The following is a 22,637-nucleotide window of genomic DNA, read 5'->3' as shown; positions in this document are numbered from 1 at the left end:
GGGCGCAAATGTCTGATTTGACAACTATAGCACGCCCCTATGCTAAAGCAGCGTTTGACTTTGCGGTAGAAAAAGGGCAACTCGACCAATGGGGTGAGATGCTTACTTTTGCTGCCGAAGTAACCAAAAACGAACAGATCCGTGAACTACTTAATAGTTCAATGGCTGCCAATAGACTGGCAGAAATTTTTGTTGCCGTTTGCGGTGAACAGTTTGATGAATATGGCCAGAACCTGATTCGGGTAATGGCTGAAAATGGGCGTTTAATTACGCTCCCTGATGTTTGTGAACAGTTTTTTGTGTTGAAAAAAGAGCATGAAAAACAAGTGGAAGTTGAAGTCGTTTCGGCTACGGAGCTTTCCGAAGAACAAAAAGCAGAGATCAGCAGCAAACTGGAGCAGCGCCTTGAGCGCAAAGTACAGCTGAATTGCAGTGTAGATGAGGCCCTACTCGGTGGGGTAATTATTCGAGCCGGAGACTTAATCATCGATAACTCAGTACATGGCCGTTTGAGCCGTCTGAGCGATGTATTACAGTCTTGATGGGGATTGGAGCATGCAACTTAATTCCACGGAAATTAGCGATCTAATTAAACAACGTATTGAGTCATTCAATGTTGTTAGTGAAGCTCGCAATGAAGGTACTATCGTCTCGGTAAGCGATGGTATTATCCGCATCCACGGCCTGAAGGACGTGATGCAAGGTGAAATGATCGAATTACCGGGTGGCCGTTATGCGTTAGCACTTAACCTTGAGCGTGACTCGGTTGGTGCCGTTGTAATGGGCCCGTACGCCGACCTTAAGGAAGGCACAAAAGTAACAGGTACAGGTCGGATTCTTGAAGTTCCTGTTGGTCCCGAATTGCTTGGTCGTGTGGTGAACACGCTGGGTGAGCCTATTGATGGTAAAGGTCCGATTGAAGCGAAATTGACTTCTCCTGTGGAGGTGATCGCTCCTGGTGTTATCGATCGTAAGTCGGTCGATCAGCCTGTTCAAACTGGTTATAAATCTGTTGACTCGATGATTCCTATCGGTCGTGGTCAGCGTGAGTTGGTTATCGGTGACCGTCAAACTGGTAAAACAGCAATGGCGATTGACTCGATTATCAACCAAAAAGATTCTGGTATTTATTCTATTTATGTTGCGATTGGACAGAAAGCATCCACAATTGCAAACGTTGTGCGTAAGCTTGAAGAGCATGGCGCACTGGCGAATACAATTGTTGTTGTTGCTTCTGCTTCCGAATCTGCGGCACTGCAGTATCTGGCTCCTTATGCTGGGTGTGCGATGGGTGAATATTTCCGTGATCGTGGTGAAGATGCACTGATCGTTTATGATGATCTGTCAAAGCAAGCCGTTGCTTATCGTCAGATTTCTCTACTATTGAAACGCCCACCGGGCCGTGAAGCATTCCCTGGGGATGTATTCTACTTACACTCTCGTCTGCTTGAGCGTGCTGCGCGAGTCAGCGAAGGTTATGTAGAGAAATTCACAAACGGTGAAGTGAAAGGTAAGACAGGTTCTTTAACTGCATTGCCTATCATTGAAACTCAGGCTGGTGACGTTTCTGCATTCGTACCGACAAACGTAATCTCGATTACTGATGGTCAGATCTTCCTGCAAACTGAATTGTTTAATGCAGGGGTTCGTCCTGCGGTTGACCCTGGTATCTCGGTATCTCGTGTGGGTGGTTCTGCTCAAACGAAAATCATCAAGAAACTTTCTGGTGGTATTCGTACGGCTCTTGCACAGTATCGTGAACTGGCAGCATTTGCTCAGTTCTCTTCTGATCTGGATGATGCAACGAAGAGACAGCTGGATCATGGTCAGAAAGTTACTGAACTGATGAAGCAGAAGCAATATGCGCCAATGTCAGTCTTTGACCAGGCATTGGTTATCTTTGCTGCGGAACGTGGTTATCTTGGGGATGTTGAACTGAACAAACTCCTTGATTTTGAAGCCGCACTACTGTCGTTCGCTCATAATCAATATGCTGATTTAGCAGCTGAGATCAACAAGACTGGTGCTTATAACGATGACATCGAAGCTCAGCTGAAGAAGCTGGTCGATGAGTTTAAAGCAACTCAAACTTGGTAATGAAAGTCGGTGGCTTATAAGCCACCAACTAATGGAGAGTGACGATGGCCGGCGCAAAAGAGATTCGTAGTAAAATCGGGAGTGTAAAAAGCACTCAGAAGATTACGAAAGCGATGGAAATGGTGGCAGCTTCTAAAATGCGTCGCAGTCAGGACGCAATGGAGTCTTCCCGTCCATACGCAGAAACAATGCGTAAAGTGATCGGTCATGTGGCAAACGCAAATCTGGAATATCGTCATCCGTATCTGGAAGAGCGTGAAGCCAAACGTGTTGGTTATATCATCATTTCCACCGACCGTGGATTGTGTGGTGGCTTGAACATTAACCTGTTCAAAAAAGCCCTGCTGGATATGAAATCCTGGTCGGAGAAGAATGTTGAAGTGGAACTGGCAGTTGTCGGTTCAAAAGCAACGGCATTTTTCAATAACAGCGGAGCAAAGGTTGCCGCTCAGATTTCCGGATTGGGAGATAATCCGTCTCTGGAAGATTTGATCGGTTCAGTCAATGTAATGCTGAAGAAATATGATGAAGGTGAGTTGGATCGCCTCTATGTTGTGTTTAACCATTTTGTTAACACCATGGTGCAAGAGCCAACGATCGATCAATTGCTACCTTTGCCTAAATCAAACAGCAAAGATATGCAGCGTGAGCATTCATGGGATTATCTCTATGAGCCTGAACCTAAACCTCTACTGAATATGTTGTTGCAACGTTATGTAGAGTCTCAGGTTTATCAGGGAGTCGTTGAGAACCTTGCCTGTGAGCAAGCGGCTCGGATGGTTGCGATGAAGGCTGCGACTGATAATGCGGGTAACCTGATTGAAGAACTGGAACTTGTGTATAACAAAGCCCGTCAGGCTGCAATTACACAAGAACTATCGGAAATCGTGGGCGGCGCAGCTGCGGTTTAAGTGAAGGTCAAATAAATAGTTTAGAGGATTAACGATGGCTACAGGTAAGATCGTACAGATCATTGGTGCAGTAGTCGACGTAGAGTTCCCACAGAGCGAAGTACCTAGTGTTTACGATGCTCTGAATGTTGTGGATGCTCAGGGACGTCTGGTTCTTGAAGTTCAGCAACAGCTGGGCGGTGGCGTTGTACGCGCAATCGTTATGGGTAGCTCGGATGGTTTACGTCGTGGAATGACAGTAGAAAATACTGGCGCTCCAATTTCAGTACCTGTCGGTACTAAAACGTTAGGTCGTATCATGAACGTTTTGGGTGATGCGATTGACGAACGCGGTGAGATTGGTGCAGAAGACACTTACTCTATTCACCGTGAAGCACCAAGCTATGAAGAACAGTCTAACGCGACTGAGCTTTTAGAAACTGGTGTAAAAGTTATTGACCTGATTTGCCCATTCGCGAAGGGTGGTAAAATCGGTCTGTTCGGTGGTGCCGGTGTTGGTAAGACAGTAAACATGATGGAACTGATCAACAACATCGCGCTACAACACTCTGGTTTGTCTGTATTTGCCGGGGTAGGTGAGCGTACTCGTGAAGGGAACGACTTCTACTACGAAATGCAGGAAGCTGGCGTTGTAAACATCGAAAAACCTGAAGAATCTAAGGTAGCGATGGTTTACGGTCAGATGAACGAACCACCGGGTAACCGTCTGCGTGTTGCTCTGACTGGTTTGACAATGGCTGAGAAGTTCCGTGATGAAGGTCGTGACGTACTTCTGTTTATCGATAACATTTACCGTTATACCCTGGCGGGAACAGAAGTTTCAGCACTTCTGGGCCGTATGCCTTCAGCGGTAGGTTATCAGCCAACACTGGCAGAAGAAATGGGTGTTCTGCAAGAACGTATCACTTCAACCAAAACTGGTTCTATCACGTCCGTACAGGCGGTTTATGTACCAGCGGATGACTTGACTGACCCATCTCCTGCAACAACATTTGCTCACTTGGATGCAACGGTTGTATTGAACCGTAACATCGCGGCAATGGGTTTGTATCCAGCGATTGACCCGCTTGATTCAACATCACGTCAGCTTGATCCACTCGTTGTTGGTCAGGAACATTACGATATTGCTCGTGGTGTTCAGTCAACACTTCAGCGCTATAAAGAGCTGAAAGATATCATTGCGATTCTGGGTATGGATGAGCTTTCTGAAGACGATAAGCTGGTGGTTGCCCGTGCTCGTAAGATTGAGCGTTTCCTGACTCAGCCTTACCACGTAGCCGAAGTATTTACTGGTGACCCGGGAATTTACGTTCCTCTGAAAGAAACCCTGCGTGGTTTCAAAGGTCTCCTTTCCGGTGAATATGATGACGTTCCTGAACAGGCGTTTATGTACTGTGGTGCAATTGACGACGCTGTTGAGAATGCGAAGAAGCTATAAGGCTGACTAGGAGGCGATATGGCATCAATACCCTTTCACTTGGACGTTGTCAGTGCCGAGAAGAAACTCTTCTCCGGGATGGTTGAAACGTTTCAGGTGACCGGTAGCGAAGGTGAGCTTGGTATCTACCACGGTCACGCACCGCTGCTGACCGCTATAAAGCCTGGTATGGTGCGTATTGTGAAGCAGCACGGCCACGAAGAAATCATTTATGTTTCTGGTGGTATAGTGGAAGTTCAGGCAAGTACCTCTACGGTTCTTGCTGATACAGCCATTCGTGGTGAAGATCTAGACGCAGCAAAGGCGGAAGAAGCCAAGCGTCGTGCTGAGGAGAAAATTCAGAATCAGCATGGTGATATGGACTTCGCGCAGGCGGCCAGTGAACTGGCTAAAGCCATTGCCCAGCTACGAGTTATCGAGCTGGTTAAACAACGTCGTTAATTTTTTAACTGCGTTCGGAAAAGGCGACATCATGTCGCCTTTTTTAATATCTTGTCAAAAATCCCTGCCGATAATTTAACTATTTCAAGTTTCCCATATAGAATCAGAGTCAGTTTCTTATATTAAGTATAAAGGTAGTCCATGAAATTCAGCGCTGTGATTTTAGCTGCGGGTAAAGGAACCCGTATGTACTCCCAATTACCTAAGGTTCTTCATACGATTGCAGGTAAACCTATGGTCAAGCATGTCATTGATACGTGTCAGAGTATTGGTGCGCAGCAGATACATCTTGTTTATGGTCACGGTGGTGAGTTGATGCAGCAGAAGCTTGCTGAGGAGTCGGTTAACTGGGTGTTGCAGGATCAACAATTGGGAACAGGACATGCTGTTGAGCAGGCATCCGGCTATTTTCATGATGATGAGCAGATTATTGTGCTGTATGGCGATGTTCCTCTGATTTCAGAAGAAACCATTGAGAGTTTACTTTCTTCACAGCCACAGGATGGTATTGCGCTATTAACTGTTGTATTAGATAACCCAACCGGGTATGGGCGGATTATCCGCAAAAATGATACCGTGGTCGCTATTGTTGAACAGAAGGATGCTTCCGAAGCTGAACTTGCTATTCAGGAAGTAAATACGGGTGTACTGGTTGCTTCGGGTAAGGATCTGAAACGCTGGTTATCCGGATTAGAGAACAACAATGCTCAGGGTGAATATTATCTGACAGATGTTATCGCTGCTGCACATGCTGAAGGGAGAGCTATTCAGGCGGTCCATCCTATGGAACAAATGGAAGTTGAAGGTGTAAATGATCGTGTGCAGCTATCCCGGCTGGAGAGAGCTTATCAGTACTCTCTGGCGAATAAGCTGTTAACTCAGGGAGTCATGCTGCGGGATCCGGCCCGATTCGATCTCCGGGGTCAGTTGCAGTGCGGTTATGATGTTGAGATTGATGTCAATGTCGTTATCGAAGGGAGTGTATCCCTGGGAAATAATGTCATTATCGGGGCTGGTTGTGTATTAAAAGATTGTGAAATCGACGACAACACGATCATTCGTCCATACAGTGTTATTGAAGGTGCTACAGTTGGAGAAATGTGTACTGTCGGTCCGTTTACCCGTTTGAGACCTGGGGCTGAATTAAAGGATGATGCGCATGTCGGCAATTTTGTCGAAGTGAAAAATGCCCGGTTGGGTGAAGGCTCGAAAGCTAATCATCTGGCTTATCTGGGAGATGCGGAAATAGGAGCACGGGTTAATGTTGGCGCTGGTGTTATTACCTGTAACTATGACGGTGCCAATAAACATAAAACGATCATCGGTGATGATGTTTTTGTTGGTTCCGACAGTCAGTTGGTGGCTCCGGTGACGATTGAAGACGGTGCTACAATTGGTGCTGGCACCACATTAACCAGAAATGTTGCTCAGGGTGAGTTGGTGATTACCCGGGCCAAAGAACGTCGGGTTGAAGGCTGGCAGAGACCGGTAAAAAACAAATAAGGCAATAGAAAGAAGGCTCCGGAAGGAGCCTTTTTCGTACCAGATATTAAAATCAGATAACGACTAGCTGACACGCTCAAAAATCGTTGCGATCCCCTGACCCATACCGATACACATGGTTGCCAGCCCAAACTGGGCATCCTGATGTTCCATCACGTGTAACAATGTTGTTGATATTCTGGCTCCGGAACATCCCAGGGGATGACCCAATGCGATAGCTCCACCCCATAAATTCACTTTATCATCAAAGCGATCCATCAGTTCAAATTGCTGAATACAGGAAAGAGCCTGCGCAGCAAAAGCTTCGTTCAGTTCGATTACCTCAATATCCTGAAGTGATAATCCGGCTCTTTTCAGCGCTTTTCTGGTCGCTGGTACCGGACCTATTCCCATGACGGAAGGTTCACATCCTGCAATTGCCATAGAACGGATTTTGGCCTTAATTGGTAATCCCAGTTGGTGCGCTTTCTCTTTCGTGGTTACAATCATTGCAGAGGCACCATCTGATAATGCCGAAGATGTTCCTGCTGTCACTGTCCCATGGACCGGATCGAAAACCGGTTTGAGAGATGCGAGGGAATCTAGTGATGCATCCCGTCGAATGACTTCATCTTCTTGCAGAGAAATGAGTGCTCCCTGATCATTGTGGCCCTGAGTCGGAACTATTTCTCGTTGAAATAACTGTCTTTCAGTTGCAAGGGTCGCTCTTTGATGAGAGCGCAGAGCGAACTGGTCCTGTGCTTCCCGGCTAATCTGGTATTGTTTTGCCAGCATTTCTGCTGTCAGTCCCATGACTCCGGCTGCTTTTGCTGCATGTTTACTCAGGCCCGGATGCATATCTAGTCCATGAGTCATCGGGACATGCCCCATATGTTCAACCCCGCCGATCAGACAAATATCGGCATCACCAACAGTAACGGCTCTTGCTGCATCATGGAGTGCCTGCATTGAAGAACCGCACAGTCGGTTGACGGTGACTGCACCAATTTCAAATGGTAGTCCGGCTAAAATGGCAGCATTGCGGGCAATATTCATTCCCTGTTCAAGCGTTTGCTGAACACATCCCCAGTAGATATCTTCAATTTCAGCTACCGGGATTTGTGGATTTCGTTGAACCAGTGATTGCATCAAGTGTGCAGAGAGTGTTTCTGCGCGGGTATGGCGGAATACACCACCTTTAGAGCGCCCCATCGGTGTCCGGATACAATCAACTATCACAGCTTGCTTACTCATACGCTTACCCTCTCTCTGATTCTGATTTGACATGGTGGATGGGATAGAAAACTTTTTCTTCACGAGCCATTTCTTCGAGAGACTTCGGAACGCGATAGAGTTCTCCTAAACTCTGATATGACTGAGCTGTTTGGATATATTGTGGAATACCGATTGTATCCAGATAGCGGCAAACGCCTCCTCTGAATGGTGGGAAACCGAGTCCGTACACTAAAGCAATATCTGCTTCAGCAGGAGAGAAGATAATATTTTCCTCCATGCAAAGAATAACTTCATTCATCATTGGAACCATCATACGATCCATGATCATTTGGCTATCTGTAACCGGTTGTGGTTCTCCTGATGAGTACACCAGTTGATTGATATCCGGAGATAGTACTTTTTTGCTCTTTCCTCTCTTATCGGTGTAGTACTGATAGAAGCCTTCCCCGGTTTTCTGGCCGAATCGCTTGGCTTCATAGAGCCGGGTAATAATATTGTCCGGAGATGCTTTCATCCTTTCCGGGTAAGCCTGGCAAATGACTTGCTGAGCATGATAAGCAATGTCGATACCTACCACATCAAGCAAATAAGCCGGTCCCATTGGCCAGCCGAAATCTTTTTCCATGATTTTATCGATGTGGCTAAAGTCATATCCCTCATCAAGTAACTGGCAAAAGGCCAGAAAATAAGGGAACAGAACCCGGTTGACAAAAAATCCGGGACAATCATTAACGACTATTGGAGATTTCCCCATATGGGCTGCAAAAGCAACAACGGTAGCAATTGTTTCTTCACTGGTATGTTTCCCCCGGATAATTTCAACAAGCGGCATTTTATGAACCGGATTGAAAAAGTGCATACCACAGAAATTTTCAGGTCTTGATAATCCTGAGGCCAGATCGGTAATTGGAATTGTTGATGTATTTGAGGTCAGAATTGTGTTGGGTGATACTTTTTCTTCCAGTTCTTTGAGAACTGAAGATTTTATTTTGGGGTTTTCTACAACAGCTTCAACGACGATATCAACATCTTCTATACCGGCATAATTGAGTGTTGGCCGAATAGACGAGAGGGTATTTGCCATTTCTCTGGGAGAAAGTTTCCCTCGCTTCACTCCTTGCTCCAGAAGTTGAGCTGTATGATCCATTCCCAGTTTCAGAGATTCCGGAACGATATCTTTTAACACTGCCGGAATTCCTTTAATCGCAGATTGGTAAGCAATTCCGCCTCCCATTACTCCGGCACCAATTACGGCACTGTGATTCATTGGATGAGTGAGAGACTTTTTAGCTTTTTTGGCGAGACCTTTAATATACTGATCATTCAGATAGATACTGACAAGTGCTGTTGCCTGATCTGATTTCGCCAGCGTGACGAAGTTCTTCCGCTCGATATTCAGAGCTTCGTCTCTGTGAAGCATAGCTGAGGCTTCGATAGTCTCAATCGCTAGAAATGGGGCCATGTAGTGAGTGCTTACTTTTTGATGAGTCATTCCTTTTGCAGTAGAAAAGACCATAAGTTGTTCTACCGAGGATAAAGTAAGCGGTGCACATTTTTCCTGCCGTATTTTTTTCCAGTTAATGCGTAAGTGAATTGCATCGTCTAAAGTCTGTTTTGCTGTTTCTAACAGATTTTCTTCTGTAGAGATTGCATCGACAAGCCCGACAGATAGAGCTTGTTCTGCATTTAATATTTTGGCCTGAACGATTGCTTCTAAGGCATTATCTGCGCCAATTAATCTTGGCAAACGAACACAGCCACCGAATCCTGGCATAATTCCCAGTCTTGTTTCCGGTAACCCAATTTTTGTTGATGGTGTTGCAATACGAAAATCAGTAGCAAGTACACACTCACATCCACCACCGAGTGCATATCCACACAGAGCTGATATTGTCGGAACAGGGAGATCTTCGAGTTTACAGAATATCCGGTTGGCATAATGAAGCCACTGCTCAAGCTCTTCACTCGGATATTGGAATAAACCTAAAAACTCATTGATATCTGCACCGACGATAAAGCTTTCTTTATCGGATGTGAGTATTAATCCTTTGAGATCCGGAACCTTTTGGATGACATCCAATGCTTCATCCAGATAACCTAAGGTTGCCGTATCAAGGGTATTGACGGACTGAGGTGAACAAAACTGCAGCTCAAGGATACCACCTTCTATTTCCTTTACCTGCAATGTCTTTGACTGAAAAATCATGAACTATCTCCTGACATGCATTTGTAATGAGTCAACTGGTACGATGACTTGTTTTAGTATTCAAAAAGTGTGGGCACAAGTTCAGATAACTGCAATAAATTTGGAGTGTTTTTTTTAATATATTGATCTTGAAAGGATTATTTCTATTTTGACACTGAAAATGTAGCTTTTGCTACACGAATTGCTGCACACATTTTTTCTGAATAATCAAAAATTTGTATGCACAATCATGAAGGTATTTTGATGTTTGATTAATGTTTAAGCATTTTTATGAGATTTGCAAGAATCACGTTTTAGTCTATGAATGATTGGTGACTTATGTCTTATTTTACAAGGAAGGATGAAGCAATATCAAAGTGAGGTAGAAAAGCAAGTCAGTTGTCACAATCCCTTATTTCTCTGACATATTTATCCATCAAATTATTCTTATAGCCAGTTTCAGCGGGACACTGAATAAAGTTATTTTCTTTAATAATTATATGATAGATCAGGTAATTGATGGTAAACCCTGTGATTCCGCCAACCATAAAGAAAATGATCAGTAATCGATGGGGTGGCTTTGAGTGACTCAGAAAAATGACTTCATGACCACTATGACCAAAAATAATCAGAAGGCTGAAAAAGCCAGCAAACAAAATTGCATTGCTGGCAACTAATGTGATTCCTGTATATAAAGCCCGTCAGTCGAGAAACCAGTTAGTCGCATAAATAACTAGAAGGATTAGAATAACTAGAAAGACTGGGAAGGCTAGTATCATTGCCAACTTTTTCATGGCGCTTGGTTTATCAAATACCACGCCTTCTGCTTCCCTCACTCTCCTCTCTTCATCAAAATGCCATTTAATAGCTAAGTAGGCTCCAATACCTAATACAATAATCTTAAAAGCTCCAGCAAAGTACGGAAAGAAGTTAGCCCAACTGCCGTTCATTATATATCTCCATCAAATCAAATGTTTATTTTCGTTATCATAATCAAATAGTTATATTTAGTGTGCGCCCAAAATCAGGCGTTCTAGCTAGCGCAAGTTTACTGCTCGTGCTAGTTGTCCACAACTCTCTTTGCAATATCTGTAGTTATTGGTGGTTTGCTAAATTAGCAAAAGCACTGGTATATAATTCCGGATCTCTAGATCAGCAGCACTTTTCTTTGTGGTCGTGATAGACTGTGAAAACTCTCTGATTTGATGTAATTCCGGGTAATTAATGAATGATCAGCCTTATGCGATACCGGCAACTTCTGTCTGTTATGAAGAAGAAATAAAGAAGAGTCTGTTCATGACTTTTCTTCAGCATACGCCGGGAATTGAGTCATCTAAGGGCTTTATTGAGCAGATAAAAAGTCAGTATCCTGATGCAAGACATCATTGTTGGGCTTTTGTGGCCGGGCGACCTGATGATTCAATGAAATGGGGATTCAGTGATGACGGAGAACCATCAGGAACAGCAGGAAAGCCGATTTTAGCTCAGCTTTCAGGTGCACATATCGGAGAAATTACCGCGGTTGTTGTACGTTACTATGGTGGTGTTAAGCTGGGAACAGGTGGATTAGTCAAAGCTTATGGCGGCGGAGTTCAGCAAGCTCTTAAGCAACTTCAAACTATCGAAAAAAAAATCACCAGGAAATTAAACCTGGCGCTAGACTATGGATTAATCCCTCTGGCTCAATCGGTCATTCAGCAATTTGGTGCTCAGGAGCTGGAAGCGCAATATCTTCAACGGGTTGTTATTACTATTGAGATCGAGATTCGGCATATCGATGAGTTTATACAAGCGATAACCAATAAAAGTAGCGCAAGGATTCTTGTGAGTTCAGATAATGAACTAAACAACTAAGGTCAGAATCAAGTCATATAAGCATGCAATTTCGTTCTATTATCCGCATTGTCGGATTGCTCCTTGCTTTATTCAGTGTATCTATGCTGGCGCCTGCGCTGGTGGCTTTGATATATCGTGATGGTGCAGGTGTTTCATTTATTACGACTTTCTTTGTTCTGCTACTATGCGGGGGAAGTATTTGGTTTCCCAACCGTCATCATAGACATGAATTAAAATCCCGTGACGGCTTTTTGATTGTGGTCTTATTCTGGACGGTTATCGGCAGTGCCGGATCTATTCCGTTTTTCATTTCAGAGAATCCTAATATTTCGCTGACGGATTCTTTTTTTGAATCTTTTTCTGCACTGACAACCACAGGTGCGACCGTAATTGTCGGGTTGGATGAGCTTCCCAAAGCAATTTTGTTCTATCGACAGTTTTTACAATGGTTCGGTGGGATGGGGATCATTGTACTTGCAGTCGCTATTCTTCCTGTTCTTGGTATCGGTGGGATGCAGCTTTATCGGGCAGAAATTCCCGGTCCGGTAAAAGATACCAAGGTGACACCTCGTATTGCCGAAACTGCAAAAGCGCTTTGGTATATTTATTTAGGGATTACGCTGGTTTGTGCATTCTTATACTGGCTGGCTGGTATGACATTCTTTGATGCGATATGTCATAGCTTCTCTACGATTGCGATCGGAGGCTTTTCTACACATGATGCCAGCATGGGGTACTTTAACAGTCAGGCAATCAACATGATTACGGTTGTTTTCCTATTGATCTCATCTTGTAATTTTACGCTGCATTATGCTGCATTTGCTTCGGGGGGAGTTCATCCGAAGCTTTACTGGAAGGACTACGAATTCAGAACTTTTCTGTTTATTCAGGGGATTCTGTTCCTTACCTGTTTTGCCATATTGCTCCAGCATCAGCCATATGATTCTGTTTCTGAAGTTTTCGATAAGGCTTTATTTCAGAGTGTTTCTATTTCGACAACCGCAGGATTTACTACAACGGGTTTTTCTGACTGGCCTCTTTTCTTACCGGTTTTATTGCTTTTCTCCTCATTTGTCGGGGGATGTGCCGGTTCAACCGGAGGAGGATTGAAAGTGATACGAATTCTGCTTTTGACCTTACAGGGTGTCCGGGAAATGAAACGCCTCGTTCACCCGCGGGCGATTTATCCTATAAAACTGGGGGACAAGGCATTGTCTCCTCGGGTCATTGATGCCGTATGGGGCTTTTTTTCAACCTATACGCTGGTCTTTGTGCTATGTATGCTGGCTTTAATCGCTACAGGGATGGAAGAACTCAGTGCATTTTCAGCTGTTGCGGCCACATTAAATAATCTGGGGCCGGGACTTGGAGAGGTTGCTGTCCATTTTGGTGACATTAATGATAAAGCAAAGTGGGTGCTCATTATTTCCATGCTCTTCGGACGATTGGAGATTTTTACTCTGCTAGTTCTGTTTACTCCGGCATTTTGGCGCAATTAAAGAGGAAGATTTGTGAAAAAGGTTCTTTGTCTGTATTCAACCCGGGAAGGGCAAACCAAAAAGATAGTTGAATATATAGTGGAAAGACTTGAAGGCTATCAATGTGAATACGTTGATTTACACCAGTTTCCGACACTTGATCTGGCGCTTTACGATAAGGTGTTGGTTGCTGCTTCAATTCGGTATGGTCGTCTTCATAAGGCTCTTTACCAGTTTATAGAGAGTCATCATCACCAATTAGATAAATCGAAAGCAGCGTTTATTTGTATCAATTTAACGGCTCGAAAAGAGGAGCAAAACAAAGATACGCCGGAAGGAAGTGTCTATGTGCAGACTTTTTTACGCAAATCTTTCTGGCAACCTGAAATGATAGGTGTTTTTGCCGGGGCGTTACGTTACCCCAGATATCGATTTTTCGACAGAATTATGATTCGGTTCATTATGATGATGACGGGTGGGGAAACTGACACATCAAAAGAAGTTGAATATACCAACTGGGATAAAGTTAAAAAATTTGCTAAAAAATTTAGAGATATGTAGATAAAACAAGCTGATCGAGTAAAAAAAGTCCATTTATAGATATCTCAGGAATTATTTTTAAAAAAGTTACAAAAAGGACTTGCCAATCAAAAGGTGATGCCTATAATGCCCCTCGCTGACACGGGATAGCGGAGAGAAATCCCCGGCTGTGTGAGCCCGGTCTTCACCGAGAGATAAATCTGAAAAAAGTGTTTGACACTTGAATTTATCTCGCTAGAATGGCCGCCTCTTCAAACGATGAACGTTTCGAAGAATTGCTCTTTAACAATATAGACCAATCAATCTGTGTGGGCACTCGTCGATAAACATCCAAAAGATTTTATCAATGATACGAGTGACCAACCGAACCGAGATTCTTTCGGGAATTGAAGTTCAGCACAGTCAATTCAGTCTTACATTTATGTAAGATGAACAGTATTCATTGAGCCGAAGCTTAGGCTTCAAAAAAACTTTTAATTGAAGAGTTTGATCATGGCTCAGATTGAACGCTGGCGGCAGGCCTAACACATGCAAGTCGAGCGGAAACGAGAGAAAGCTTGCTTTCTCGGCGTCGAGCGGCGGACGGGTGAGTAAAGCCTGGGAAATTGCCCTGATGTGGGGGATAACCATTGGAAACGATGGCTAATACCGCATAATGTCTACGGACCAAAGAGGGGGACCTTCGGGCCTCTCGCGTCAGGATATGCCCAGGTGGGATTAGCTAGTTGGTGAGGTAAGGGCTCACCAAGGCGACGATCCCTAGCTGGTCTGAGAGGATGATCAGCCACACTGGAACTGAGACACGGTCCAGACTCCTACGGGAGGCAGCAGTGGGGAATATTGCACAATGGGCGCAAGCCTGATGCAGCCATGCCGCGTGTATGAAGAAGGCCTTCGGGTTGTAAAGTACTTTCAGCAGTGAGGAAGGGGATAGTTTTAATAGAGCTGTTCTTTGACGTTAGCTGCAGAAGAAGCACCGGCTAACTCCGTGCCAGCAGCCGCGGTAATACGGAGGGTGCGAGCGTTAATCGGAATTACTGGGCGTAAAGCGCATGCAGGTGGTCTGTTAAGTCAGATGTGAAAGCCCGGGGCTTAACCTCGGAGTTGCATTTGAAACTGGCAGGCTAGAGTACTGTAGAGGGGGGTAGAATTTCAGGTGTAGCGGTGAAATGCGTAGAGATCTGAAGGAATACCGGTGGCGAAGGCGGCCCCCTGGACAGATACTGACACTCAGATGCGAAAGCGTGGGGAGCAAACAGGATTAGATACCCTGGTAGTCCACGCCGTAAACGATGTCTACTTGGAGGTTGTGACCCAGAGTCGTGGCTTTCGGAGCTAACGCGTTAAGTAGACCGCCTGGGGAGTACGGTCGCAAGATTAAAACTCAAATGAATTGACGGGGGCCCGCACAAGCGGTGGAGCATGTGGTTTAATTCGATGCAACGCGAAGAACCTTACCTACTCTTGACATCCAGAGAAGCCGGAAGAGATTCTGGTGTGCCTTCGGGAGCTCTGAGACAGGTGCTGCATGGCTGTCGTCAGCTCGTGTTGTGAAATGTTGGGTTAAGTCCCGCAACGAGCGCAACCCTTATCCTTGATTGCCAGCGGTTAGGCCGGGAACTTCAGGGAGACTGCCGGTGATAAACCGGAGGAAGGTGGGGACGACGTCAAGTCATCATGGCCCTTACGAGTAGGGCTACACACGTGCTACAATGGCGTATACAGAGGGCAGCTAACTCGCGAGAGCATGCGAATCCCAAAAAGTACGTCGTAGTCCGGATTGGAGTCTGCAACTCGACTCCATGAAGTCGGAATCGCTAGTAATCGTAGATCAGAATGCTACGGTGAATACGTTCCCGGGCCTTGTACACACCGCCCGTCACACCATGGGAGTGGGCTGCAAAAGAAGCAGGTAGTTTAACCTTCGGGAGGACGCTTGCCACTTTGTGGTTCATGACTGGGGTGAAGTCGTAACAAGGTAGCGCTAGGGGAACCTGGCGCTGGATCACCTCCTTACGTAAAGATGTTGTTGTATGAGTGTTCACACAGATTGATTTGGTTTATAGAAGTAGCGCAATGTCCCGTTCGTCTAGAGGCCTAGGACACCGCCCTTTCACGGCGGTAACAGGGGTTCGACTCCCCTACGGGATACCACTTTCCTGAAGTGAAAAGGGGTCGTTAGCTCAGCTGGTAGAGCAGTTGGCTTTTAACCAATTGGTCACAGGTTCGAATCCTGTACGACCCACCATTTTCTGCTACGGAAAGTCAAACAAAGTGGGCGATTAGCTCAGTTGGGAGAGCACCTGCCTTACAAGCAGGGGGTCACTGGTTCGAACCCGGTATCGCCCACCACTTTCTAAATATTTTTGGTCCGAATGTCCAAACCACCTGCTGATGTTGTTGTGGTTCGATTTTTTGGCGCTGAAAGTCATTAGAAAGTGTTGCCTGACTCTCAGGAATAACACATTGCTCTTTAACAATTTGGAAAGCTGACAAAGTAATGGTTGTTTTTTTTAAAGAAACAACAAATTACTTGTAAAAGTTCTCAATACTTTCTCGAAAGAGAAAGACCAACACAATCAAGTGTTCTTGGAATACATTTAATGTATGTATTCAATTGAGTCCGGCAAAACCAGTCTCTCGCTCATGTAAATCAATGAGAGACAACTTTGGTGACTGACAGTGCAATCTGAAACTTCTTCGGGTTGTATGGTTAAGTGACTAAGCGTACACGGTGGATGCCTTGGCAGTCAGAGGCGATGAAGGACGTACTAACTTGCGATAAGCTCAGATGAGGCAGTAAGAGCCACTTGAGTCTGAGATTTCCGAATGGGGAAACCCACATGCATAAGCATGTATCATTAACTGAATTCATAGGTTAATGAGGCGAACCGGGAGAACTGAAACATCTAAGTACCCCGAGGAAAAGAAATCAACCGAGATTCCGAAAGTAGCGGCGAGCGAAATCGGACCAGCCCTTAAGCATAGGCAGCGTCAGGTGAAGTGTCTGGAAAGGCACGCGATACAGGGTGACAGCCCCGTAACCGGCAGCGCTGCTTAAGTGAAATCGAGTAAGGCGGGACACGTGATATCCTGTCTGAATATGGGGGGACCATCCTCCAAGGCTAAATACTCCTGACTGACCGATAGTGAACCAGTACCGTGAGGGAAAGGCGAAAAGAACCCCTGTGAGGGGAGTGAAATAGAACCTGAAACCGTGTACGTACAAGCAGTAGGAGCAGGCTTTGTCCTGTGACTGCGTACCTTTTGTATAATGGGTCAGCGACTTATATTCAGTGGCAAGGTTAACCGTATAGGGGAGCCGTAGCGAAAGCGAGTCTTAACTGGGCGCTTAGTCTCTGGATATAGACCCGAAACCGGGTGATCTAGCCATGGGCAGGTTGAAGGTTGAGTAACATCAACTGGAGGACCGAACCGACTAATGTTGAAAAATTAGCGGATGACTTGTGGCTAGGGGTGAAAGGCCAATCAAACCCGGAGATAGCTGGTTCTCCCCGAAAGCTATTTAGGTAGCGCCTCGGACGAATACTACTGGGGGTAGAGCACTGTTAAGGCTAGGGGGTCATCCCGACTTACCAACCCTTTGCAAACTCCGAATACCAGTAAGTACTATCCGGGAGACACACGGCGGGTGCTAACGTCCGTCGTGGAGAGGGAAACAACCCAGACCGCCAGCTAAGGTCCCAAATTACAGCTAAGTGGGAAACGATGTGGGAAGGCTCAGACAGCTAGGATGTTGGCTTAGAAGCAGCCATCATTTAAAGAAAGCGTAATAGCTCACTAGTCGAGTCGGCCTGCGCGGAAGATGTAACGGGGCTAAGCTGTAAACCGAAGCTGCGGCAATGTGATTTATCATATTGGGTAGGGGAGCGTTCTGTAAGCGGCTGAAGGTGTGCTGTAAGGCATGCTGGACGTATCAGAAGTGCGAATGCTGACATGAGTAACGACAAAGGGGGTGAAAAACCTCCTCGCCGGAAGACCAAGGGTTCCTGTCCAACGTTAATCGGGGCAGGGTGAGTCGACCCCTAAGGCGAGGCCGAAAGGCGTAGTCGATGGGAAACGGGTTAATATTCCCGTACTTGTTGTGAATGCGATGGGGGGACGGAGAAGGCTAGGTGGGCCTGGCGACGGTTGTCCAGGTTCAAGTGCGTAGGCTGTGGGATTAGGCAAATCCGGTTCCACAACAGGCTGAGACACGATGTCGAGCTGCTACGGTAGTGAAGTCATTGATGCCATGCTTCCGGGAAAAGCCTCTAAGCTTCAGTTCACAAGAAATCGTACCCCAAACCGACACAGGTGGTCGGGTAGAGAATACCAAGGCGCTTGAGAGAACTCGGGTGAAGGAACTAGGCAAAATGGTACCGTAACTTCGGGAGAAGGTACGCTCCTGATGGTGAAGTCCCTTGCGGATGGAGCTGACGGGAGTCGCAGATACCAGGTGGCTGCAACTGTTTATTAAAAACACAGCACTGTGCAAAATCGTAAGATGACGTATACGGTGTGACGCCTGCCCGGTGCCGGAAGGTTAATTGATGGGGTTAGCGTATGCGAAGCTCTTGATCGAAGCCCCGGTAAACGGCGGCCGTAACTATAACGGTCCTAAGGTAGCGAAATTCCTTGTCGGGTAAGTTCCGACCTGCACGAATGGCGTAATGATGGCCACGCTGTCTCCACCCGAGACTCAGTGAAATTGAAATCGCTGTGAAGATGCAGTGTACCCGCGGCTAGACGGAAAGACCCCGTGAACCTTTACTACAGCTTGGCACTGAACATTGAGCCTACATGTGTAGGATAGGTGGGAGGCTTTGAAGCAGTCACGCCAGTGATTGTGGAGCCGACCTTGAAATACCACCCTTGTATGTTTGATGTTCTAACTTAGGCCCGTAATCCGGGTTGAGGACAGTGCCTGGTGGGTAGTTTGACTGGGGCGGTCTCCTCCCAAAGAGTAACGGAGGAGCACGAAGGTGGGCTAATCACGGTTGGACATCGTGAGGTTAGTGTAATGGCATAAGCCCGCTTGACTGCGAGAGTGACGGCTCGAGCAGGTGCGAAAGCAGGTCATAGTGATCCGGTGGTTCTGAATGGAAGGGCCATCGCTCAACGGATAAAAGGTACTCCGGGGATAACAGGCTGATACCGCCCAAGAGTTCATATCGACGGCGGTGTTTGGCACCTCGATGTCGGCTCATCACATCCTGGGGCTGAAGTCGGTCCCAAGGGTATGGCTGTTCGCCATTTAAAGTGGTACGCGAGCTGGGTTTAGAACGTCGTGAGACAGTTCGGTCCCTATCTGCCGTGGGCGTTGGAAGATTGAAGGGGGCTGCTCCTAGTACGAGAGGACCGGAGTGGACGAACCTCTGGTGTTCGGGTTGTGATGCCAATCGCATTGCCCGGTAGCTAAGTTCGGAATCGATAACCGCTGAAAGCATCTAAGCGGGAAGCGAGCCCTGAGATGAGTCTTCCCTGGCACTTAAAGTGTCCTGAAGGGTTGTTCGAGACCAGAACGTTGATAGGCAGGGTGTGTAAGTGCTGTGAGGCATTGAGCTAACCTGTACTAATTGCCCGTGAGACTTAACCATACAACACCGAAGGGGTTTTAGGGCTCTGAAGAGACTTGATTGTGGATATGAGAATACAGCTTTCCGGATTAGAAGAATTTGCCTGGCGGCCATAGCGTTTTGGACCCACCTGATTCCATGCCGAACTCAGAAGTGAAACGAAACAGCGCCGATGGTAGTGTGGGGTCTCCCCATGTGAGAGTAGGTCATCGCCAGGCTTACATTATGTTTTTTGTCTTTGAGAAGATAAGAACCGAGCTAAATGAAGCAGCAGTTGCATCAGACTTGATTTGGCAGACAGATTGAAAAGTGGAGCGGTAGTTCAGTTGGTTAGAATACCGGCCTGTCACGCCGGGGGTCGCGGGTTCGAGTCCCGTCCGCTCCGCCACTTATTTGAAGCCTCAGTTGAAAGACTGGGGCTTTTTTACATTCTGGCGGCAGGTTCAGTTGGTTAACCTTTTATAGAAAGGACCGCGGCCTGTCACGCCGGGGGGAGCGCTGTTCTTTAAAATGGAGAGAGAGTCCCGTCAGCTCCGCCACTTATTGAAGCCTCAGTTGAAAGACTGGGGCTTTTTTACGTTCTGGCAGCGGGTTCAGTGGGTTCACCTTTTATAGAAAGGACTGCGGCCTGTCACGCCGGGGGTCGCGCTGTTTTTTTAAACGGAAAGGGAGTCCCGTCCGCTCCGCCACTTATTGAAGCCTCAGTTGCAAGACTGGGGCTTTTTTACGTTCTGGCGACAGGTTCAGTAGGTTTGCCTTTTATAGAAAAGACCGCGGCCTGTCACGCTTGTTTCCTGCTCTCCCATCTTTCAACTCAAGCTTTTATCTGTGCAACGTCCAGATACCGATAATATTGGTGATATAAAAAGAATCGTTTTAGTGAGAATAGCTATATAGATGGACATATCGGCTGATTTATAAAATTTGTATATTATGCAGCTGATGGCATTCGTCGTTCAGATAATAATCCCAGTTCGAAGTCGTTAACATACTGATTATTATTTCTATCTGAACGAGGTTCTTTACCATGTATAAGTTTAAGCTCTCTGTTCTTGAGAAAGTTGGATTTGGTGCCGGAGATATGGCTGTTAATGTGGTGATATCATCAATGATGCTTATCATCACATTTTTTTACACTGATATCTTTGGCATAAAAGCTAGTGATTTGGCGATGCTATTTATTGTTGTTCGCCTGATTGATGCTGTGACTGATCCGGTAATGGGGATGATCACTGATAAAATTAATACACGTTGGGGGCGCTATCGTCCTTATATGCTGTTTTTATCGATTCCCTTTGGTATTTCGGTGTTTCTGACCTTTAGTACGCCAGATTTGGCTTATAACGAGAAATTAGTGTACGCCTATGCGACCTATATTTTCGTAACGGTGATGTTTACGGCCGTCACTATTCCGTATATTTCTTTGATTAGTGTTCTTACCGATGATCCGAAAGAAAAATTATCAGCCAATGGATATCGTCTTTTCTTTGCGAAAATTGCAGCATTTCTGGTGACAATTATCGTTCCCTTACTCTCTGAGCAATGGGGGAGTGAAAACATTCAGACGGGCTATCAGTACTCCATGGGGCTAATGGCCTTAATGGGAACATTACTTTTCTTATTCTGTTATTTCACGACGACAGAACGAATAGAACATGTCGTAGAGAAACAACCATTTACTCAGCAGATGAAATCACTGATAAACAACGACCAGTGGGTCATATTATGTCTGGTCTGTGTTACGGGGACGGTCGGCTATACAGTGAGAGGTTCAGTCGCTGCATATTATGCCAAGTACTATCTGGGAGGAGATGCTGCGACGATTTCTGCATTTCTGGCGACAGGGGTTGTAGCCGCTATTCTGGCTATGGTTGCCTCGACCTGGATAACAAAATACTACTGTAAGATTAAGCTATTCCGTTATAGCCAGATTGCAGTGATGATCCTGAGTGCGATTCTCTATTTTTCCGTAGGGCAGTCTGACTTCGTCCTCGCTTTTATTCTTTATTTTCTGCTTTCTTTCATTGTTGATTTACATGCTCCCGTATTCTGGTCTGCGATTGCTGAAGCCGTTGATTATGGTGAATTTAAGCTAGGCCAGCGCGTCTCAGGGCTATCGTTTGGTGGCGTTTCATTCTGTCAGAAATTTGGAATGGGGATTGCCGGAGCCATTGTTGGATGGTTACTGACCTTCTTTGATTATGTTCCGAATCAGGAGCAATCCAGTTTTGCATTAACGGGAATTGCATTGATGCTCACTGTGATTCCCGGTGTGTTTCATTTGATCATGGGGTTACTGATGTTCCGCTATAAGGTTACAGACAGCTATTACGACACCATGATTCATCAGGGCGTACAGAGTTCAGATATTGGTGAAGGAATCGATGGAGTCAATGAGCAAACGCCAATATCGGCACCGGCAAAATGAGGATAATACATGGTATTAAAGATAAAAAACCCGGTCATTGAGCAGAGAGCTGATCCACATGTCTATCTTCACCATGATGGATACTATTATTTCACTGCATCTGTTCCGGAATATGATCGCATTGAGCTGAGAAGAGCAAAAACACTTGCTGATCTGGCAGTAACGAATGAGATAGTGACTGTCTGGCAAAAGCCGGATTATGGCCCTTACTCTGATTTAATCTGGGCTCCGGAGATCCATATGATTGATGGAGCCTGGTACATCTATTTTGCAGCTGCGCCGAGTCGCGAAATCAAAAATGGGCTGTTTCAGCACCGTATGTATGTTATTCGCTGTGACGGAGAGAATCCTCTGGCAGAACACTGGACTTTTTGCGGGCAGGTTGATTCCGGGATGGATTCATTCTGTCTGGATGCAACGACATTTGAGCACCGGGGAACCCGTTATTATGTCTGGGCACAGAAAGAGGATTCCATTGCAGGTAATTCCAATTTATATATTGCTGAAATGCTATCCCCGACAACATTAAAGTTACCTGCCAGCCGTTTGTCAGTACCTGAGTTTGACTGGGAAATACAGGGCTTTATGGTCAATGAAGGTCCGTATATTCTGATTAGCCACGGAAAAGTCTGGCTGACTTATTCTGCCAGTGCGACAGATGAGCGTTACTGCATGGGCGTTTTACAAGCTGATGAGGATGCGGATTTACTCGAGCCGGCAAATTGGCATAAATCGTCACAGCCAGTCTTTGTCACCAATACCAGTGAGCATATTTTTGGTCCCGGACATAGTTGTTTTACTAAGGACGAACAGGGAAATGATATCCTGGTTTATCATGCTCGAGACTATACGGAGATTGATGGGGATCCGTTGTGGGATCCTAACCGCCATACCCGGATGAAACAGATCTCCTGGGACGGTGATCAGCTTGTGCTTGGTCTGGCAGAATAGGACATTGATCTAATCTGAAGGGAGTCATTTGACTT

Annotated in this window: 14 protein-coding genes, 4 tRNA genes and 3 rRNA genes; 18 read left to right on the top strand and 3 right to left on the bottom strand. The window is 45.9% G+C overall.

Annotated elements, in window-relative coordinates; genetic code table 11:
• Positions 1 to 8: 8 nt before the first annotated feature.
• The 6 genes from atpH to glmU all read left to right on the top strand — a co-directional run bounded on the left by atpH (position 9) and on the right by glmU (position 6,390).
• Complete coding sequence (atpH, locus tag OCU74_RS16295; protein WP_087482688.1) at positions 9 to 542, top strand: F0F1 ATP synthase subunit delta; 534 nt, start codon at positions 9 to 11, stop codon at positions 540 to 542.
• A 13-nt stretch (positions 543 to 555) separates the two neighbouring features.
• Positions 556 to 2,097, top strand: a complete 1,542-nt coding sequence (gene atpA / locus OCU74_RS16290; protein WP_087482687.1) for a F0F1 ATP synthase subunit alpha — start codon at positions 556 to 558, stop codon at positions 2,095 to 2,097.
• Between the two features lie 44 nt (positions 2,098 to 2,141).
• On the top strand, positions 2,142 to 3,008 hold the full coding sequence (gene atpG, locus OCU74_RS16285) for a F0F1 ATP synthase subunit gamma (RefSeq protein ID WP_087482686.1): 867 nt from the start codon (positions 2,142 to 2,144) through the stop codon (positions 3,006 to 3,008).
• 34 nt (positions 3,009 to 3,042) lie between these two features.
• The gene (gene atpD / locus OCU74_RS16280) at positions 3,043 to 4,446 is read left to right on the top strand and encodes a F0F1 ATP synthase subunit beta (RefSeq protein ID WP_087482685.1); all 1,404 of its coding nucleotides are present in this window, start codon (positions 3,043 to 3,045) and stop codon (positions 4,444 to 4,446) included.
• Between the two features lie 18 nt (positions 4,447 to 4,464).
• The gene (locus OCU74_RS16275) at positions 4,465 to 4,887 is read left to right on the top strand and encodes a F0F1 ATP synthase subunit epsilon (RefSeq protein ID WP_087482684.1); all 423 of its coding nucleotides are present in this window, start codon (positions 4,465 to 4,467) and stop codon (positions 4,885 to 4,887) included.
• Positions 4,888 to 5,028: 141 nt separating this feature from the next.
• A complete protein-coding gene (gene glmU, locus OCU74_RS16270) occupies positions 5,029 to 6,390 on the top strand; it encodes a bifunctional UDP-N-acetylglucosamine diphosphorylase/glucosamine-1-phosphate N-acetyltransferase GlmU (protein ID WP_087482683.1) in 1,362 nt (453 codons plus the stop codon).
• A 63-nt stretch (positions 6,391 to 6,453) separates the two neighbouring features.
• Here glmU and fadA read toward each other — a convergent pair whose 3' ends face one another.
• The 3 genes from fadA to OCU74_RS16255 form a co-directional block, all read right to left on the bottom strand.
• Entirely contained in the window at positions 6,454 to 7,623 is a 1,170-nt protein-coding gene (gene fadA, locus OCU74_RS16265) for an acetyl-CoA C-acyltransferase FadA (protein WP_087482682.1), read from the bottom strand.
• A 4-nt stretch (positions 7,624 to 7,627) separates the two neighbouring features.
• Positions 7,628 to 9,811: a fatty acid oxidation complex subunit alpha FadB gene (gene fadB / locus OCU74_RS16260; RefSeq protein ID WP_087482681.1), complete on the bottom strand. Its 2,184-nt coding sequence runs from the start codon at positions 9,809 to 9,811 to the stop codon at positions 7,628 to 7,630.
• A 680-nt stretch (positions 9,812 to 10,491) separates the two neighbouring features.
• Positions 10,492 to 10,740, bottom strand: coding sequence for a hypothetical protein (locus OCU74_RS16255; protein WP_087482679.1), 249 nt, complete (start codon positions 10,738 to 10,740; stop codon positions 10,492 to 10,494).
• Between the two features lie 274 nt (positions 10,741 to 11,014).
• On the opposite strand from OCU74_RS16255, the gene OCU74_RS16250 reads away from it, so the two are divergent.
• The 12 genes from OCU74_RS16250 (at position 11,015) to OCU74_RS16195 (ending at position 22,602) form a co-directional block, all read left to right on the top strand.
• Positions 11,015 to 11,644 carry a YigZ family protein gene (locus tag OCU74_RS16250; RefSeq protein WP_087482678.1) on the top strand — a complete coding sequence of 210 codons (630 nt, stop codon included), beginning with the start codon at positions 11,015 to 11,017 and terminating at the stop codon, positions 11,642 to 11,644.
• Between the two features lie 23 nt (positions 11,645 to 11,667).
• Positions 11,668 to 13,125: a TrkH family potassium uptake protein gene (locus tag OCU74_RS16245; RefSeq protein ID WP_087482677.1), complete on the top strand. Its 1,458-nt coding sequence runs from the start codon at positions 11,668 to 11,670 to the stop codon at positions 13,123 to 13,125.
• A 12-nt stretch (positions 13,126 to 13,137) separates the two neighbouring features.
• Positions 13,138 to 13,665 (top strand): menaquinone-dependent protoporphyrinogen IX dehydrogenase, encoded by a 528-nt coding sequence (gene hemG / locus OCU74_RS16240; RefSeq protein WP_087482676.1) that lies wholly within the window; start codon positions 13,138 to 13,140, stop codon positions 13,663 to 13,665.
• Positions 13,666 to 14,118: 453 nt separating this feature from the next.
• Positions 14,119 to 15,660 (top strand): 16S ribosomal RNA (locus tag OCU74_RS16235).
• A 62-nt stretch (positions 15,661 to 15,722) separates the two neighbouring features.
• Positions 15,723 to 15,798: transfer RNA gene (locus OCU74_RS16230), tRNA-Glu, on the top strand.
• Between the two features lie 18 nt (positions 15,799 to 15,816).
• Positions 15,817 to 15,892: transfer RNA gene (locus OCU74_RS16225), tRNA-Lys, on the top strand.
• A gap of 28 nt (positions 15,893 to 15,920) precedes the next feature.
• Positions 15,921 to 15,996, top strand: a tRNA-Val gene (locus tag OCU74_RS16220).
• A gap of 359 nt (positions 15,997 to 16,355) precedes the next feature.
• Positions 16,356 to 19,244: ribosomal RNA gene (locus tag OCU74_RS16215) — 23S ribosomal RNA — on the top strand.
• A gap of 81 nt (positions 19,245 to 19,325) precedes the next feature.
• Positions 19,326 to 19,441: ribosomal RNA gene (gene rrf / locus OCU74_RS16210) — 5S ribosomal RNA — on the top strand.
• The 16S, 23S and 5S rRNA genes sit together here with 4 tRNA genes alongside, the layout of an rRNA operon.
• Positions 19,442 to 19,534: 93 nt before the next feature.
• Positions 19,535 to 19,611 (top strand) — tRNA-Asp (locus tag OCU74_RS16205).
• 639 nt (positions 19,612 to 20,250) lie between these two features.
• Entirely contained in the window at positions 20,251 to 21,651 is a 1,401-nt protein-coding gene (locus OCU74_RS16200) for an MFS transporter (protein WP_087482039.1), read from the top strand.
• Between the two features lie 9 nt (positions 21,652 to 21,660).
• Positions 21,661 to 22,602 (top strand): glycoside hydrolase family 43 protein, encoded by a 942-nt coding sequence (locus tag OCU74_RS16195; protein ID WP_087482038.1) that lies wholly within the window; start codon positions 21,661 to 21,663, stop codon positions 22,600 to 22,602.
• Positions 22,603 to 22,637: the final 35 nt, after the last annotated feature.

It is taken from the genome of Vibrio mangrovi (genome assembly GCF_024346955.1).
GTDB classification, from domain to species: Bacteria; Pseudomonadota; Gammaproteobacteria; order Enterobacterales; family Vibrionaceae; genus Vibrio; species Vibrio mangrovi.
The sequence above is the reverse complement of the archived record's forward strand: the minus strand, read 5'-3'. Positions and strand labels throughout refer to the sequence as shown.